Genomic DNA, 16,260 nt, shown 5'->3' with positions numbered 1-16,260 from the left:
CAATCCTCGCACGTTTCTATGTGCTCATATACAGCGTCATCTATGGAATGTTCCCACTTGCTCCTAAATTCCTGGCAATTCATGAACGAGCCCTCCTTCCGTATGTTGTAGTAGTTTCGCAAGTTCTTGGCGAGCACGAAGGTAGCGGACGCGGGCCGTTGATTCTGCCACTCCGAGGAGTGAAGCAATTTTGTCGAATGGATACTCATGCGTGCAACGCAGCACGATGACTTCGCGGTAAGACTCGGACAATTTGCCGAAAGCCGATTCGATCTCACGAATGCGTTCTTTTACCATGAGCGATTCCTGTGGCGATTCGTGCCGCACCTGCGACGGCACGTAGGCTAGCTGGTCATCGGAATCGTGGAATTTGCGGCGCCGTATGAAATCAATCGTTCGGTTCCGGGCCAATGTGTGCAGCCACGTGGAAAATTGGCTGTCGCCGCGATAGGAAGATAGTTTTTCATACGCCTTCACGAACACTTCCTGCGTAAGATCCTCCGCATCGGAATGATTGTTTACCATTTTATAGATAAACACGAAAATCATGTGCTGATAGCGCTGAATGATTTCCCGGTAAGCTTCAGTATCGCCTTGCAAAATCCGTTGGATAATGTCGCTATCGGTTTGCATCGACCTGCCAGCCTCCCTTCCCTTTATCTGACGTGATAGTTTTTGGAACGTTTCAATCTGCTTCAAAAATTTCGTATTGGTAGCCTTGCTCTACGAGAAACAGCTGGCGCTGCCTCGCAAAATCTTGGTCTCGCGAATCTCTCGTCACCACTGTATAGAAATGGGCTTGATTCTGCGCCTCTTTTGGCCGCAAAATACGCCCCAGCCTTTGCGCCTCCTCCTGCCTGGAACCGAATGTGCCGGAAAGTTGAATGGCAACATTTGCATCCGGAAGATCGATGGCGAAATTTGCCACCTTGGAAACGACCAGCACTTGGAGCTTTCCTTCCTTAAAATCGCTATAAAGCTCTTCGCGCGCCGTTTCCTTCACTTTTCCGGTGATGAGCGGGGCCTGGAGCGCTTCTGCTGCCTGCTCCAGCTGATCCAGATATTGCCCAATAACGAGTATACGATCATGGGCATGGTTACGCACCAATTTCTTTAACCATTCTAGCTTGTATGGATTTTCAGCAGCGATCCGTGACTTTTGCTGAGCCGAGGCGAAGGCATATGCTTCGCGCGTCTGCGGAGGCATCGGGACGCGCACCTCCTTGCAAACAGCTTGGGCGATATGGCCTTGCGCTTCCAGCTCCCGCCAAGGCATGTCATATTTTTTCGGGCCGACGAGCGAAAAGACGTCCGACTCCCGACCGTCTTCGCGAACAAGCGTAGCAGTCAGGCCGAGACGTCGTTTTGTCTGAATACCAGCCGTCATGCGAAAAACAGGCGCGGGCAACAGATGAACCTCGTCGTAAACCACCAGTCCGAAGTGGTCGCCGGTAAACAGGTTCATGTGCGGGAACTCTTGGTCCTCTCGGCTGCGATACGTCAGCATCTGGTACGTAGCCACCGTAATCGGCTTGACTTCTTTCCTCTCACCGGTATATTCGCCGATCAGTTCCGGATCGAGGTTGGTCTTATCGCGCAGCTCGGCAATCCACTGGCGGACCGATGTTGTATTGGTCGTCAAAATTAGCGTGGCCGTCTGCAGCTTGCAGATCGTGCCGATGCCGATGATGGTTTTGCCTGCACCGCACGGTAGCACAAGCACGCCGCTTCCGCCATAAACGGTACCGCCCGCATAGAAGCTTTCAATCGCTTCCGCTTGATACGGGCGCAGTTGAAACGGTCCCTTTGCGCTCACAGGCTTTAATTGAAAAGGTAGACTGTCCCCGGCGGCATAGCCAGCCAAATCAACCACAGGATAACCGAGTCGAATCAGCTCCTGCTTGATTTCCCCGCGTGCAGCTGTAGCGATCCGGTAACAACAATCGGACAGCTCGGCCTCCACATAACGTGCAAGCGAAGGATAACGGAACAGTTGTGGCAATACGTGGTCATCATCGCTTTTCAACAGCAACGCTTCCTCATGCTTTTCCAGCCGGATCAGGCCATAGCGCTTCATTTGCTCGCCAATCTCTGCGACTAATGAAAGCGGCACATCGAATTTGCTGTAGGAGTAGAGCACGTCCAAAATATGGTCGGCCGTCATTCCGCTGGCTGCTGCATTCCAGAGAGAAAGTGGCGTGATTTTGTAGGTATGGATGTAATCCGGGCTTTTTTCCAGCTCGGCAAATCGCGCAATCGATCGGGTCGCCTCGGCGAATAGCGGATTCTGCACTTCAGCCAGAACCGTTCGATCGCTTTGCACGATGAGTGGAAGATGAGGGTGGTGCGCCATGCGTTCGTTCACCTCATTGATTTACTAGTCATATCGTACCATAATCATGAACCAAAGGACAAAAAAACGCCCGAAAAAACAAGGCCAATAAAAGGAACAAGCTGTTGTAAAAATATGAAGCCTATTTTAAGAAAATGATTTACAAGATTCAGAAAATTTTGTACTATGTACCTACAGCGATTCAATCGCTGGATCTTTTGGAAAGGGAGGGCAGCCGGACAGCACCTGTGTGGTCGTTGGTGAGAAAGCACTGAAGCGTGATTGATTTCCAACAACAAGAAAGGAGTTTTCCTGCGTAAGGTCTTGCACATAGTGATTCGCTGAATGGAAGGTCGTCTGATCCGAATTCAATAGCAAAAAGCCATAGTCCTGCGCGGTCTGAAAAGGAGCGTCGCAGGGCTTTTCCTGTTGCGATAAAGCGGCCCCAGATCGGACAAACTACCCCTACATACGAGCAGAGAGAGGGGGAAGCTGTGTGATGATCGAGGATGGCTTAGGCAGCGTTTTGCTGCGGCTCGCGTTCGTGCTTATTCTGGTGTTTTTGAATGGTTTTTTTGTGGCAACCGAATTCGCTGTGGTCAAAGTGCGCGAGTCCCGCATTACACAGCTGATTGCCGAGGGGAATGCAAAGGCTCGGCATGTGGAGCGGCTGATCCACCATTTGGACGCATATTTATCTGCGACCCAGTTGGGCATCACTCTCGCTTCTCTCGGGCTTGGGTGGCTGGGTGAACCGGCGATCGCCCATCTGCTTGAACCACTTTTCCATTATTTTGGTGTCGGCGAGCCGTGGATGACGACGATTTCCGGGATCATCGGGTTTGCGATTATTACCTTCCTGCACATTGTGATGGGCGAGCTTGCCCCCAAGTCGCTTGCAATTCAACGGTCGGAGTGGGTCTCCTTGCATGTGGCGCGCCCGATCCAATGGTTTTATCGCATCATGTACCCGTTCATCGCATTTCTCAACTGGTCGGCCAATCTGATCTTGAGGCTGTTCGGCATTTCGACGCAAGTGCAGGTAGCGGCCCATACAGAGGAAGAGATCCGGATTCTGGTCAACGAAAGCCATAAAAGTGGCTATATCGATCAAACGGAATTGATGCTGGTGGATAATATCTTTGATTTTTCCGAGACGATGGCGCGCGAAATCATGGTGCCGCGAACTGATATGACTGTTCTGAACTTGCGTGACCAGTTTCTGGACAATGTCGAGCTAGTGAGAAACGGCCGCTTCACCCGTTATCCAGTGGTCGACGGCGATAAGGACCATGTGAAAGGTGTCCTGCACATCAAAGACTTGTTGACCTCTGTCTTGCAGGACAGGAGCGAGGACCTGGAAAACATCATGCGTCCCGTTCTCAGTGTACCGGAAACGATCTCGATCAGCACCTTGTTGACGATGCTGCAAAAACAGCGCGGCCAATTGGCCATTTTGATCGATGAATACGGCGGGACGGCAGGTCTGGTGACGCTTGAAGATATAATGGAGGAAATCGTTGGAGACATCCAGGACGAATTCGATGACGAGCGTCCGGAAATCGAACGGACGAATGACGATCTTTCGCTCGATGGCCGCATGCTGTTGGAAGAGGTTAACGATTTTCTCGAGATTACCCTGGAATCGTCCGAGGTGGACACGCTAGCAGGGTGGATTTATATGCAGATTGATCATTCTCCGGTCGTCGGCGATGTTGTTCAAAAGGATGGGTACGAATTCGAGGTCACCGAGGTTGACCATTATCGCATTACCCGTGTGCTGATCCGCAAGCTACCGGCTCCAATTGTGGAAAATTAACCCTTCCCTGCAATTACCGGGGAAGGGTTTTGTAGTCTGACACAATTTTTTGCAACCGTTTTCTTTTTTGATCGTATAATTAGTAAAAGGAATAAAAAAGTGAGAGTGATACAGATTGCCAACATTAATTAAAGATAAACAATTACTATTTGCTTCAATCCGTTTAATGATTTGCGTCGGTCATGCGGATGGATATATGGGTATGAAAGAGATGACAAGCATTTCGCAGATGGTCAATAACGAACATTTTAACTTGCGCGAACGGCAAGTATTGATGGACGATTTGGACCATCCAAAATCGCCGGAAGAAATTGTCGAGGAGATGCTTCCGCTTGACTTGACATCCAAACTAACTGTGATACGGCAGCTGTACCATATCGCTTTGATTGACCGCAAGCTCTCCGTCGCTGAGCAATGCGAAATTCGTCGCATCGCCGTGCTCCTCGGAATTCCGGCTGACAAGCAAGAGCAAGTGGAAAGCTGGATTGCCGATGGCATCGTGTGGCGCGAGCGTTGGCAACAAATTGTGGGAGAATAGGCGAATCGACCGGTTCTCAGCTCCTGTCATGCTCATACGATGAACAAAAAAGGGATTTCCTTTGTCGGAGGGGTAAACAGGTGCATAAGATTCTCACACTTTTGTCACAGCAAAGCTATCATCATTGCACAGAGTGTCTTGCCAAGGAGCAGGCCATCATTTTCGGGCTGCGCCATTTGGAAGCACTGCGCTCGATTGTTTTGCCGGAGGAATATGTTGAATCGCTGACAAAGCAATTGGGAAAAGTCAAATTTATGGTGTCGGACAATATCACAGTGAAGCTTCATGCGCCGGCTGTCTCGAAAAGTCAAGCCGAGACTGATGCCATACCATGGGGAGTGGAAAACATAGGGGCACCCGCGCTCTGGGAACGGACAAAGGGCGAGGGGATCCGCGTGGGCGTGCTTGATACTGGCATTTCACGCAAGCATCCTGACTTGCAAGGGCAAGTGAAAGGTGGCGTGTCGCTTGCGGGGCCATCGTCCCAAACAAACGGGCACGGCACGCATGTGGCAGGTACCATTGCAGCTGTGATGAACAACAAAGGAATCGTCGGGGTCGCTCCCGGCGTTGAGTTATACGATCTTCACGCATTTAATGGAGAAGGGGCGGCGGAAGTTGCCGATATTGCCGAGGGTATCAGCTGGGCAATCGAAAACAAGATGCACATCATCAACATGAGCTTTGGCACGAGCGATGATTCCCCTGTCATGCGGCATGTCATCGATCAGGCGGCTCGTGCAGGCATTATCATGGTCGCTTCGGCTGGGAACAACGGCGGTGTGGTCGAGTACCCTGCAGCATACCGGAATGTGATCGCAGTCGGGGCAATTGATCAGCAAGGCCGGTTGGCTGAATTCAGCTCGCGCGGACGCAAAGTCAGGACGTACGCTCCTGGTGTTGCAATCAAATCCACTTGGCTGAATAAAGGATACCGCGTATTGGATGGCACCTCGATGGCCGCTGCCCATGTTTCCGGCCTGCAAGCGCTCCAGCTTAGCGGCAGGCAGCGCAAGCGGGCGTAATTGCACAGCAGTCCTAGACGAAACCACCGTGAGCGGTGGTTTTTTTTCTCCAAGAATGCTACAGTAAAAAAAACTTCGTTCGGAAGCCCTTTCCAGTCCGCATGGCGGTGATCATGTGTGAACGGGAATTGGCCATCCGATTGATAGTCACTGACCGCAAGCGTACGAGGAGGGAATAGTGGATGTTGCGAATTTTGGTTACGAATGATGATGGGATCAATGCCCAAGGAATCCGTGTGCTTGCTGAAGCGTTGCTCGCCATCCCGGATGCGGAGATTCATGTAGTAGCACCCCAAGAGGAAAAAAGTGGGGTCGGCCACGGCATTACGTATCGGGAGGCGCTTGCGCCTAAGGAACATGAGTTTTATGGACTTCCGGTAAAAGCGTGGGCTGTTAATGGGAATCCGGCTGACTGCGTCAAGGCCGCCTACTTTTTGTTATATGGGGAAGAGAAGCCGGACATCGTGTTTTCCGGCATCAATGTCGGCAACAATTTGGGACGGGACATTTACTACTCTGGGACATGCAGCGCGGCGCGCGAGGCGGTGATTCTAGGGGTGCCGGCGGTGGCGCTGTCGTACGACAACTTTTTCCATGGGGAGGATTATGGCCAAGCGAAAGAAATCGTCAGCCCGATTCTGGCGGAATTGGCGGAGAAGGCACGCCTGCGCTCATTGCCTGCTGATGTGTTCTGGAACGTGAATGTGCCGCATCTACCGCTTGCCGACATCAAGGGAGTTCGCCCCGCCTCACTTTCGCTGCACCATTATGCCGATGTATACCATCACCAAGAAGGCGGTTATTGGCTCCAGCGCGAATATCCGGATCAGGTCATAACGGATACAGATGAGGATTACTGGTTAATGAAGCAGGGGTATGTGACGGTCACTCCAGTCCACATCGATGCGACGGATCGCACGCTGCTTGCTGACATTGCCAGCTGGCCATCGATCAAGGGGCTTGGCAAAGGGGAGAACGGGGAGTGAGTGAGTCGTTTCGCCCTGTTTTTTCGCCAGACCCGACGCTTGCGTCGCCATCTTCCCTCACGATGGGGGAAGTCCTTGAACCGTCTGCCTTTTCTGACTTGTACCACCATGTCCGTGATGAAGGGCTCCCGTATTTTGCCCGGGTGAACAGCGAAGGCGATGTCGAGCTGTTTCTCGTGTTCGAAAGCATCGATGCATTTTCCGATGCTACACGGGATGCGGTTTCAGTAGAGTTCAAAGCATACAAGGGTGCACTTTTGGCAGTGATTTGGACCCTAGCCGATCCGCAAGAACCGCTCGGCTTCCCGTTGAAGCTCGATATCAAAAAGGACGATGAGCGCTACATGGCGCTGAGCATGATCGAACAGCCTGAATTGGCGATTCACTATCTGTCTTTTGCGGACGGCGAAATCACCCATATTTTTTCGGAGACGTGCAATTTTTCCGGTGCTGAACAGGCTCATGTTCTCGAACTGATCCGCTATTTATACGACGATGAGCCCAATGAGCACGAGATGCAGCCGACCAGTGTCGATGAGGTGAAGGAAGAAGGGCTGATCTCGATTGCCGCTGGCGATCTCGCAGAGGACGTGTTTGAGCAGGCAGGGACTGCTTACTTGTTCGATTATGCCAAATGGGTGCGAGAGGAAGGCGAGGAAGACGCGCAGGCTCGCCTGATGCATACGGTGCAGCAGGCGGTGCTGGTGATGCGCAGACATTCACGCAGCGAGGTTCGCGAATCCGCGTTCACGATTTGGGCGGGAGAGCAGCAAGGCGTGCTGTGGCTGTTCGTCACGCCGATGCTGTATCCGCTTTTTGAAGTGGTGCATACCAAAGAGGATGAAACCAATCCGTTCGCCCGCTTCCTTTATGCGCTGCCCACTTATGTGGAAACCGTGGATGCTTCTCCGCTTGCCTGTGGCGCATATCCAATTTTGCGCTATGAACGTGGCAAGCTGTACCATCTCGAATTGGATGACTCGTTTACGGATCGACTATCTGCCATTGCCAAGCGGCAAGGCATCGAAGGTGAACCGTATTTGCATACATAAAATGGATATAAATAGAACACAATGAAAACACATGCGGCCCATCGAATTGATTGGGCCTATTTCTTATTCACTGGGAGGATGTCCGCATGCGTTTATTCGTTGCCTTGCAGCTGCCTGATACCGCGATCCAATCCATCACCCGTATTCAAGATAAGCTGAAGGGAGAAATCGGTGCTGACCGGTGGCAGCCGCTAGCCAACCTGCATTTGACACTTCATTTTCTCGGCGATGTAGAGGACTCGCTGATCCCGCTCATTTGTAAAGACATGGATCTGGTCAGCTCCATCATCGAACCTTTTACCCTAGTCCTCGGCTCATTCGGGGCTTTCCCTCGCGCCGAAAAACCGCGCGTGCTCTGGTTGGGCTTAAATGGCCAGCGCAAGGTGCTTTCACAGCTGCATCTCTTGTTGGGCAAACGATTTGATTTGCACGAGGGACTGCATTATGATCGTCGTCCGTACCATCCGCACATCACGCTGGCCCGTGGACCGCATGTGCCCGTGCTTCCTTTGCTCGAATGGGATGAGCGCCTGTTAGAGATGCCGCCTGCACGCTGGCAAGCGCGTGAGGTTCATCTGTTCCGCTCTGAGCTGCGTCCGGAGGGGGCGGTGCATACCGTCATCCACACCAGCCGATTCCAAAAGCTTCTCGATTCATAAAACCAAGCTGGTCTGGAATAAAAATAATGAAAGAGCAAATAAACAACCTGGTTTTCCAAGCAGCTGGTTCGGGTACATAGTAGGTAGTTTCCAATCTGCGATAGAAAGCGGTGTGAATTCGATGAGTGAGTTTACAACCGGTATCTTATACCCGCGTAAGTATGAGCCGAAAGTAATACATACGCTGCCAAAAGCCAAGCAGCCATTTTTCCACAAGCGCGTCAACAATGACTGGAACGCGTTTTTCCTTCAGGACGAGTGCATTGAGCGGGCGGAGACCATGAGCTTTTTACTGGGCTTATCGAGCCATTATGTCCCGCTGCTCTGGTTCCACGACTCGGAGGAAAGCGGGTGGGGATTCCGACTTTTTGACGGCGGAACGGAGACGACATCCGCCACGATCAGTTATTCGCTCGACATCGAGCTGGCGGAATGCCTGTTCACCAAGCGGCATCCCGAGGTGGAACAAATTGATGAGTTTTGGGAGAATGAGCAGCTGCGGCTGGAGTATGAAACGATTTTGGATCAGGTGGTTCGTTCGGAACCGTTCAAACGCGAAGTGTTGAAAGGAATCTCGAGGTTCCGCCCGCATTGCTTTGGCCGCTTCCTGTCGCACAAGCAGATTGCCCAGCTCCGCTCTTTGTTCGACATCCACGTGCTGACAGAGGTGGAGGAAGAAACGGGTGGGTCGGTTTTGTACGATTCCGTCGATTTGTTCAAGGAGATTTTGGGGATCGAGGAGATGGTTTGGGTCAACTACGCGTATTTGGCGAGCGGTAGGAAGGAATAAAAACACCCCCTCTCCTGTTACAAGGAAAGGGGGTGGGCTCGCGCCATCAGAGAGCGGTGCCAAGCGCATGCAGGGCAAAATTGATCAGAAACAAACCTGCGATGACATAAAGGGGAGTAGCTACCTCACGAGCTCTTCCCATCGCCACTTTCAGCAAAGGATACGCGATAAAGCCAAAGGCGATCCCATCGACGATGCTGAACGTAAGCGGAATTAGCGCGATAATGAGGAAGGCTGGGAACCCTTCGGAAAAATCTTGCAGGTTGATTTTCTGGATGCTCTGCACCATCAGCCCGCCGATAATAATCAAAATAGGAGCGATTGCGCTGTCTGGAATCCACTTGATCCAAGGCAGGAACAGGAGGGAAACCAAAAACAGCGAGCCTGTGACCAGACTGGTTAACCCGGTTTTGCCTCCAGCGGCGATGCCAGCGGCGCTCTCTACCGTCGAAACGGTCGGGCTGCTGCCGAAAATGCCTGCCAGCATGACAGACAAGGCGTTCGCCTGCAGGGCTTTGGAGAACTTCGCCTCTTTCCCCAGCATGCCGAGAAAACCATGGATCAGTCCTATATTCTCGAACACGACGACAAGCGTGAACGAGAAGGTGGCAATCCAGAAAGCGGGTTTTAACATGCCGGCAAACGAAAATCCTGCAAAAACAGACGCATAATCCGCTGCAGAAAAGCTGCTTGAAGCAGTGTTCGCAGCATTCGTTTGGCCTGTCACAATTGACAAAACCGTGCCCACAATGACGGTGATCAGGAAACCTCCCGGCACTTTGCGGACAAACAATACGAGTGCGATGCAAAGTGTGAGCAGCGTCAACAGCACGTGCGGATCAGAAAAGTTGCCCAAGGTCACGAATGTCGTCGGGCTGGCCGCAACGATTCCGCCTTTTTGCAAGCCGATCAACGTGAGGAGCAAACCGATGCCCACAGTGATGGCTTCCTTCAGCGACTCGCTGATCGATTCCGCAATTTTTGCCGCTAAGCTGGTGTACGACAAAATCGTAAACAGAATGCCGGAAACAAAAACGGCAGCCAATGCTTCCTGCCACGTGAGTCCCATGGCTTGTACCGCGGTAAAAGCAAACATCGCATTGATGCCCATCCCGGGAACGAGCACGATCGGTACATTTGCGCGAAGGCTCATCAACAGGCAGCCGGCGAATGCCGTCAGAACCGTAGCGATGTTCCCTGCTGCGAGCGGAATACCGGCGTCTGCCAAGATCGCCGAATTGACAGCGAGCACGTACACGATCGTAAAAAAGGAGACCGTTCCGGCCATCATCTCCCGTTGCCAGGTTGTCTGATGTCCGGCTAAATCAAAAAGCTTATGATTCCATTTATGCAACGTTTAACCTGCTTTCGAAAGTAAAGCCCCTCTCCCACCCATGACATAGCTCCAGGGGAGCCGCCATTGATTGTAATGGTACCAAAAGAGAGAGGGGAAAGGCAAGGTTCGATTCGCCGCGAATGCGAGGCGACCCGGAAGCGTTATTGCGCTGTACCAGGTTGAATGCTTGCGAGCGTTGCATTCAAATCGAGCAAAAGAATTAGACGATCCTGCAGGCGGGCGACGCCGTATAAATATTTTCCATCCACGCCGGCAATGAGCGCAGGTGCCGCTTCAACTTGCGAGACCGGAATGCGCACGACCTCCGACACTGCATCGACGACGATGCCTACCTGCATGCCTTCCATGTGGATGTCGATAAAGCGACTTTCCTCCGTGAGTGGAATGGACTCGAGGCCAAACAGCTTGCGCAGGTTGATAATCGGCAAAATTTTGTTGCGCAGATCGATAATCCCTTCAACATACTGAGGGGAACGGGGAAAACGGGTCACAGGCAGTGGCTTGATGATTTCTTTAATCGCTTCAATCGGCAATCCGTAAAACTCGTCGCCCATTCGAAACAGAATGGTTTGCAGCGAGTCGCCTGCCATTTCCCAGTCTGCCGCCCCTTTTTTTACTTGCGTGCTCATGAACGGACCCTCCTTTGTATGGACGAACTATTTCTTTTCTTCCCGCTTCCATAAAGGCAAAACCATTATTTCCAAGGAAACGGGATGATTCCGGTTGAAACCAGCACGACCAGAGCCAGACTGACGCCAAAGCTGACGAACACATTTTTGGAAAGCCGCATTAGCAGCATACACACCGCAGCAGCCAATAAGTAGAGAGGCTGCCAGGCAAAATGGCCTTCTTTTAGAAAGAGCGAAGGAAAAATGAGTGCCGCGAAAATGCCCATCGGAATGAAAGACAAGCCGTTGCGCAGTCGGAGGGAAAAATACTTGCTTGGCAACCGGAGGAATAGCCGTCTGGAAGGATAGGTGACGGCGGCCATGCCGAGGTAGAGCAGTATTGTATCCAAGAGGGTCATGCTGATTCAACTCCTTTTGGTAAATTCTCCTCAGATGGCGCGGTTTCCTGTTTGGGACCAAGGAAATATCCGATCCCAAAAGCGAGTAGCCCGGCTGCCAAAAGATGCAGTCCATTGGGTAAAACAAAAGCGAGGACGACCGCGGCTCCACCACAGGCCACAAACGTGATAATGCGCAAGGGGGAATAAAGCTGGTAGTAGACAAGGGCGAGGAACATGGCCGAAAAGCTGAAGCCCAGCCCGAGTGTCGCCGGGTCAGGCAGCCACTGACCAGCCACTGTGCCAAGCCAGGTCCCACCGACCCAAGTCACATAGAGAGCAAGACTGGTGCCATAAACATACATCATATTGCTTGGATGTGTCCGAAAACGATTCAAAGTAATCGCGTACGATTCGTCGACAAATAGGAAGGCGAGCATGTTCACGTGTTTTGTTGGATAGCTTTTGTAATAGGGGGACATGGACAAGCCCATCAGTAAGTGGCGTGAATTCAATAGGAACGTAGCGAAAATGATCGCGACCAAGCCGGAGTGCTCGTCAAGCATCGACAAGGCGGTGAACTGGGCCGAGCCGGCAAAAACGACGAGCGACATGGCGACGCTTTGCCAAGCGGATAGGCCTGTATTGGTCGCAAGCAGACCGAAGATACCGCCAAATAACACAAAGCTAAACACCATGGGCAACGCATCGACCACGCCTTCGCGGAATGCGGCCCAGTTGGGAACATCAGGTTTTGCCTGCATCATACTTCTCGCTCCTTTCCTTCCCGCAGCAATTCGTCCATAATCTCCATGCCTCTGGCGATTTCCTCCTCCGTCTCATGGGAATAACACAAGCGTACATATGGCTGGATGGCTTCCCGAAGCAAAAACATATCTCCGGACACGATCGATAGCCCTCGCTGATGGCAGCGCTGCATCAGCTCACGTGCATTCATTCCTTCAGGAAGCGAGACCCAGTAATAAAAGCCGCCTGACGTTGGCTCGAAATGTACGCCCAGCGGTTTCATGCGAACGAGGTGCTTTTGCATAGCTTGCGACTGTGTGCGGTAAATCGTCCGAACTTTCGCGAGATGCTTTTCAATGTTTTGCTCCATCAAGAAGTCGGCGATCGCAATCTGCCCCAGCGTATTCGTCGTGATCGACAGCTCTTTCATACGCGAACACATTTGAATGAAGGGGCGACTCGCCGCAATCCAGCCGATTCGCAAGCCAGGAAACAAAATTTTGGAGAACGTATTGACATAGATAATATTGCCGGAATCATCAAACGATTTGAGCGGTGGCGGCGGTTCTTTTCCCATGTGGAGGTGCCGATAAGCGTCGTCTTCAATGATCGGGATGCGGTATTGCTCGCTCAACGCGACCAAACGCTTGCGGCGGGCAAGCGACAACGTAACGCCTGTCGGGTTGTGGAAGGTGGGAACCGTATACACGAACTTGGGCCGGTACCGGGCCAGCACGCCCTCGAGCACATCTACTTTCATCCCGTCTTTGTCCATCGGCAGCGGGATAATCCGTAAGCCAAGTGATTGAAACAATTGAAGAGAACCGAAGTAGGTCGGCATTTCCGTTGCGATCGTGTCGCCAGGCTTGGCTAATAAGGTCGCGATGAAAAAGAGAGCTTCTTGTGAGCCGCTTGTGATCATCACTTGATCCGGTGAATGAATTTGCGAGACACCCATCTGCTTGACGATCCATTCCCGCAGCGGTAAATAGCCGGAAATGGTATGAAAGTAGTAGGAATGAGGCTTTTCAGCTGCGCGTTTGACATATTCAGCGAATTGCGAAAAATTCCACGTATGCTTCCCGCCATCGCCGTGGGCAAAATTGATCAATTCCGGCGAAAGCACCGGCTTGTTCAACATTTCAGCCATATTGCAGGGTGTCGTCTGTAAAGCGGACAGCTGGGACACTTCCTGCCAGTTGATGCGACCGAGGCTCCGTTCCGGTGGAAGCGGTTCGACATAGCGTCCGCTGCCCATCCGGCTTTCGATGAAGCCCTCCGCTTGCAGCTCGTCAAATGCCTTGACCACGGTATTGCGGCTCACGCCCAATTGGCTAGACAGCTTTCGTTCTGGCGGAAGCATGGAGCCAATTGTCCATTCTCCGCTCAATATTTGATAGCGGAGCTGATTGTATACTTCCTGATAAATCGGTTTTCGCCCCATTATTTCGCCTCATTTTGTAATCGGTATTTAGCTTACTATAAGGGGGCACACGTGGAAATAAAAGAGCCAATTATCAGCAGGTAAAAAGCCAAGTCTGATGGCAACGAACGTCTTTACCTGAATAGAAACGAAGTAAAGGTGCTCCAGATGGACTTTCTTCCTTTTCCAAAACCGTTGTCATCTCGTTATTACCCGTAACGATGCTGGTCAATTTCACTGTGTTTTTTTCAATATTTACCTACAACGAATAGGGAATAGGTACTGAGGGTGGCCAAGTCGGATGCAAATGATGCGATTTATGGAGAGTCGGGGATAGGGAAGAACGTGGTTTTATTTCGCGATCGGTAACCATCTAAATTTAATTGACTAGTTACATTTGGTGTAATAACATGTAACCAACGAATTCCATTTTGTTAGTTAACTGGAGGGTGAAAGATGGCAAAGAGCGTTATTGCAAATAGAGGGATGGGGAGTGGCTTTTGGACATTGTGGACAGCTACGGCCTTTTCTAACCTGGGTGATGGAATCATCAAATTTCTATTGCCGGTTTTGGCTGCAAAAACGACTTCATCCCCTGCGCTTGTTGCAGGCGTTTCTTTTATGGCTACACTCCCTTGGCTGCTGTTTTCTTTACCGATTGGAGCTATCGTGGATCGCGTTGATCGAAAGAAATTGATTACACTCATAAACCTGTTTCGGGTTTCTGTAGTGATGACGCTCTTTCTTGCTGCTGCTGGCGGTTGGCTGCACATTTACGTTCTTTATCTCCTTGCAGTGGTACTGGGTGTGTGTGAGACATTCTCGGACACAGCTTCTGGATCCCTTGTCCCTTCCGTCGTCCCCAGAGATCGATTGGAACAGGCAAATGCACGCATATTCAGCGTTGAAACAATCACGAACAGGTTCGTGGGAGGGCCACTAGCAGGTTTTTTCATCTCGATCAGTATTTCCATGACTGTGCTGTCAGGCTCATTTACATACCTTATGACAATTATTGTGTTACTGTTTTTGAGAGGAGATTTTAAAGCGGCAAGAACAAGCAAATCATCAATACGAAAGGACATTGCGGAGGGAGTCCGGTTTCTTTGGAGTAATCAGATCTTACGGACACTGGCCATCATGGTTGCCGTGATGTCAGGGTGCTGGAGTGCCTTCTTTTCTCTATTGGTCCTGCATGCAGTTGCACCAGGTCCACTACAGTTAAATGAATTTGGATATAGCATGTTGCTGACTGCCTTGGCTGCGGGGAGTTTGGCGGGCGCCGCAATGGTAGGGCCGATACAAAAGATACTAGGACGCAGAGGGTTATTGGGGATAGATGTCGTCGGTACGATTGTCATGCTGGCAGTTCCAGCACTTACATCAAACGTTTGGCTAGTCGGGGCCGCCATTTTTTTAGGCGGATTTGGAGGGGCGACGTGGAGTGTTGGTGTCGCGACGATCCGTCAAAACTTGATACCCGACGAATTGCTCGGACGCGTCTATGCTGCCTATCGCTTGGTTGGATGGGGCACGCTTTCACTGGGGGCTATCGTAGCGGGAATGATTGCCGAAGTGGCAAGTGTACCTGTTGTTTTTCTAGGAGGCGCATTGATCAACCTTGCCTTGTTTATTCCGATGATCACCGTACTGACCAAAGAGAATTTGGATGAGGCACGATTGGAAGCGAAGACTATCTAAAAGCAATGGTATCGATTTACGATTTTTCCATTTGATCTTACTTGCACGATGGCAAAATAAAAGCAGCGGCAGTCTATGACTGAACTGCACCCCGTCAAAAGACGGAGCAAGCGAGCGTAAGGACGGTACCAAAGAATCCCGCGAAGCGTATCAGCTTGCCATTCATGACTACAACAAGGCGCTATTGGCTTATCAATTTGCGTTAGGCTTTTAAGCCATAAATAAAAAGCGTTCCGCAAAAAAACAAACAGAGCTTCCTTACGGCTGAGGAGCTCTGTTTGCTTTTACATCAGGTCATCGCGGGAAATGCCATCCTCCACGGCGAAGTTGAAATCTTCGATGTCATAAAACTGAACGGGCAGCAAATATTCTAGAATACGGTCCTGCCAATCATCCTGGTCGGTGATGAGCGGTGCTTCGAAGCGCATCGAGGTGAGCAAAAGCTCGGTTTCAATCGGATCGAACAACTCGCCCCACATTTCGTTGTCCTCCGCTTTCACGACGGTTAGCGATACGTTCGGGCGAATCGGAAAGGTTACAGTGGACCACGGTGCAACCAACGTTTTCTCCATTTTTTTGCTGCTGAATGGATCGCGGAAAAATTGGAGCATTTCGGTAATCATGGCACGAACATGCTTTTCTTCCTCGTTGTCGTACATGATGGGCTCCTGGCTATGTAGAAATTCGTCCAGCTCATGGATCGTCGATGTAGGGATGAGGTATTCTACGGGTTCTAGCGGATTGAGCAGCTCTCCGTAAATCGCCAGCATCACCGCTTCTATGACGAAACGTTTGGTCATTGAAAAAACCTCCTCATGTTCATCA

At 51.2% G+C, this 16,260-nt stretch carries 16 protein-coding genes; 8 read left to right on the top strand and 8 right to left on the bottom strand.

What is annotated here, in order from left to right:
* Nucleotides 1-63: 63 nt before the first annotated feature.
* Both EDM56_RS13250 and EDM56_RS13245 read right to left on the bottom strand, forming a co-directional pair.
* Complete coding sequence (locus tag EDM56_RS13250) at nucleotides 64-633, bottom strand: RNA polymerase sigma factor (RefSeq protein ID WP_122918397.1); 570 nt, start codon at nucleotides 631-633, stop codon at nucleotides 64-66.
* Nucleotides 634-685: 52 nt separating this feature from the next.
* Nucleotides 686-2,353, bottom strand: coding sequence for a DNA repair helicase XPB (locus EDM56_RS13245; protein ID WP_122918396.1), 1,668 nt, complete (start codon nucleotides 2,351-2,353; stop codon nucleotides 686-688).
* Between the two features lie 478 nt (nucleotides 2,354-2,831).
* Here EDM56_RS13245 and EDM56_RS13240 point away from each other — a divergent pair, with 478 nt between their 5' ends.
* The 7 genes from EDM56_RS13240 (at nucleotide 2,832) to EDM56_RS13210 (ending at nucleotide 9,201) form a co-directional block, all read left to right on the top strand.
* A complete protein-coding gene (locus EDM56_RS13240) occupies nucleotides 2,832-4,151 on the top strand; it encodes a hemolysin family protein (protein WP_122918395.1) in 1,320 nt (439 codons plus the stop codon).
* A 115-nt stretch (nucleotides 4,152-4,266) separates the two neighbouring features.
* Nucleotides 4,267-4,689 carry a tellurite resistance TerB family protein gene (locus tag EDM56_RS13235; RefSeq protein ID WP_281274957.1) on the top strand — a complete coding sequence of 141 codons (423 nt, stop codon included), beginning with the start codon at nucleotides 4,267-4,269 and terminating at the stop codon, nucleotides 4,687-4,689.
* A gap of 80 nt (nucleotides 4,690-4,769) precedes the next feature.
* Entirely contained in the window at nucleotides 4,770-5,714 is a 945-nt protein-coding gene (locus EDM56_RS13230; RefSeq protein WP_122918393.1) for a S8 family peptidase, read from the top strand.
* 182 nt (nucleotides 5,715-5,896) lie between these two features.
* Nucleotides 5,897-6,700 carry a 5'/3'-nucleotidase SurE gene (gene surE, locus EDM56_RS13225; protein ID WP_122918392.1) on the top strand — a complete coding sequence of 268 codons (804 nt, stop codon included), beginning with the start codon at nucleotides 5,897-5,899 and terminating at the stop codon, nucleotides 6,698-6,700.
* The gene (locus EDM56_RS13220) at nucleotides 6,697-7,752 is read left to right on the top strand and encodes a hypothetical protein (protein ID WP_122918391.1); all 1,056 of its coding nucleotides are present in this window, start codon (nucleotides 6,697-6,699) and stop codon (nucleotides 7,750-7,752) included. Before surE ends, EDM56_RS13220 begins: the two co-directional genes overlap by 4 nt.
* Before the next feature lie 86 nt (nucleotides 7,753-7,838).
* Nucleotides 7,839-8,411 (top strand): RNA 2',3'-cyclic phosphodiesterase, encoded by a 573-nt coding sequence (gene thpR / locus EDM56_RS13215; protein WP_122918390.1) that lies wholly within the window; start codon nucleotides 7,839-7,841, stop codon nucleotides 8,409-8,411.
* Nucleotides 8,412-8,532: 121 nt separating this feature from the next.
* Nucleotides 8,533-9,201 carry a hypothetical protein gene (locus tag EDM56_RS13210; protein ID WP_122918389.1) on the top strand — a complete coding sequence of 223 codons (669 nt, stop codon included), beginning with the start codon at nucleotides 8,533-8,535 and terminating at the stop codon, nucleotides 9,199-9,201.
* Nucleotides 9,202-9,247: 46 nt separating this feature from the next.
* Here EDM56_RS13210 and EDM56_RS13205 read toward each other — a convergent pair whose 3' ends face one another.
* From EDM56_RS13205 to pdxR, 5 genes are all read right to left on the bottom strand, one after another.
* On the bottom strand, nucleotides 9,248-10,555 hold the full coding sequence (locus EDM56_RS13205) for an NCS2 family permease (RefSeq protein WP_425456309.1): 1,308 nt from the start codon (nucleotides 10,553-10,555) through the stop codon (nucleotides 9,248-9,250).
* 143 nt (nucleotides 10,556-10,698) lie between these two features.
* Nucleotides 10,699-11,187, bottom strand: coding sequence for a chemotaxis protein CheW (locus EDM56_RS13200; RefSeq protein ID WP_122918388.1), 489 nt, complete (start codon nucleotides 11,185-11,187; stop codon nucleotides 10,699-10,701).
* 65 nt (nucleotides 11,188-11,252) lie between these two features.
* A complete protein-coding gene (locus EDM56_RS13195; protein ID WP_183192422.1) occupies nucleotides 11,253-11,585 on the bottom strand; it encodes an AzlD domain-containing protein in 333 nt (110 codons plus the stop codon).
* A complete protein-coding gene (locus EDM56_RS13190) occupies nucleotides 11,582-12,331 on the bottom strand; it encodes an AzlC family ABC transporter permease (protein ID WP_246009370.1) in 750 nt (249 codons plus the stop codon). The genes EDM56_RS13195 and EDM56_RS13190 overlap by 4 nt, the downstream gene beginning before the upstream one ends.
* Nucleotides 12,328-13,755 (bottom strand): MocR-like pyridoxine biosynthesis transcription factor PdxR, encoded by a 1,428-nt coding sequence (pdxR, locus tag EDM56_RS13185; RefSeq protein ID WP_122918387.1) that lies wholly within the window; start codon nucleotides 13,753-13,755, stop codon nucleotides 12,328-12,330. The genes EDM56_RS13190 and pdxR overlap by 4 nt, the downstream gene beginning before the upstream one ends.
* 435 nt (nucleotides 13,756-14,190) lie before the next feature.
* Here pdxR and EDM56_RS13180 point away from each other — a divergent pair, with 435 nt between their 5' ends.
* Nucleotides 14,191-15,435 (top strand): MFS transporter, encoded by a 1,245-nt coding sequence (locus EDM56_RS13180; protein WP_122918386.1) that lies wholly within the window; start codon nucleotides 14,191-14,193, stop codon nucleotides 15,433-15,435.
* 284 nt (nucleotides 15,436-15,719) lie between these two features.
* Here EDM56_RS13180 and EDM56_RS13175 read toward each other — a convergent pair whose 3' ends face one another.
* Nucleotides 15,720-16,235, bottom strand: coding sequence for an ADP-heptose synthase (locus tag EDM56_RS13175; RefSeq protein WP_122918385.1), 516 nt, complete (start codon nucleotides 16,233-16,235; stop codon nucleotides 15,720-15,722).
* Nucleotides 16,236-16,260 lie beyond the last annotated feature (25 nt).

It is taken from the genome of Brevibacillus fluminis, assembly GCF_003710825.1.
GTDB lineage: Bacteria > Bacillota > Bacilli > Brevibacillales > Brevibacillaceae > Brevibacillus_D > Brevibacillus_D fluminis.
This window is presented reverse-complemented; position numbering and strand designations above follow the sequence as displayed.

Excerpts from the sequence above, each read along its gene's own strand:
- pdxR (WP_122918387.1), bottom strand. The coding sequence starts at position 13,755 with ATGGGGCGAAAACCGATTTATCAGGAAGTATACAATCAGCTCCGCTAT.
- thpR (WP_122918390.1), top strand. The coding sequence starts at position 7,839 with ATGCGTTTATTCGTTGCCTTGCAGCTGCCTGATACCGCGATCCAATCC.
- EDM56_RS13190 (WP_246009370.1), bottom strand. The coding sequence starts at position 12,331 with ATGATGCAGGCAAAACCTGATGTTCCCAACTGGGCCGCATTCCGCGAA.
- surE (WP_122918392.1), top strand. The coding sequence starts at position 5,897 with ATGTTGCGAATTTTGGTTACGAATGATGATGGGATCAATGCCCAAGGA.
- EDM56_RS13175 (WP_122918385.1), bottom strand. The coding sequence starts at position 16,235 with ATGACCAAACGTTTCGTCATAGAAGCGGTGATGCTGGCGATTTACGGA.
- EDM56_RS13250 (WP_122918397.1), bottom strand. The coding sequence starts at position 633 with ATGCAAACCGATAGCGACATTATCCAACGGATTTTGCAAGGCGATACT.
- EDM56_RS13240 (WP_122918395.1), top strand. The coding sequence starts at position 2,832 with ATGATCGAGGATGGCTTAGGCAGCGTTTTGCTGCGGCTCGCGTTCGTG.
- EDM56_RS13180 (WP_122918386.1), top strand. The coding sequence starts at position 14,191 with ATGGCAAAGAGCGTTATTGCAAATAGAGGGATGGGGAGTGGCTTTTGG.
- EDM56_RS13210 (WP_122918389.1), top strand. The coding sequence starts at position 8,533 with ATGAGTGAGTTTACAACCGGTATCTTATACCCGCGTAAGTATGAGCCG.
- EDM56_RS13195 (WP_183192422.1), bottom strand. The coding sequence starts at position 11,585 with ATGACCCTCTTGGATACAATACTGCTCTACCTCGGCATGGCCGCCGTC.
- EDM56_RS13200 (WP_122918388.1), bottom strand. The coding sequence starts at position 11,187 with ATGAGCACGCAAGTAAAAAAAGGGGCGGCAGACTGGGAAATGGCAGGC.
- EDM56_RS13245 (WP_122918396.1), bottom strand. The coding sequence starts at position 2,353 with ATGGCGCACCACCCTCATCTTCCACTCATCGTGCAAAGCGATCGAACG.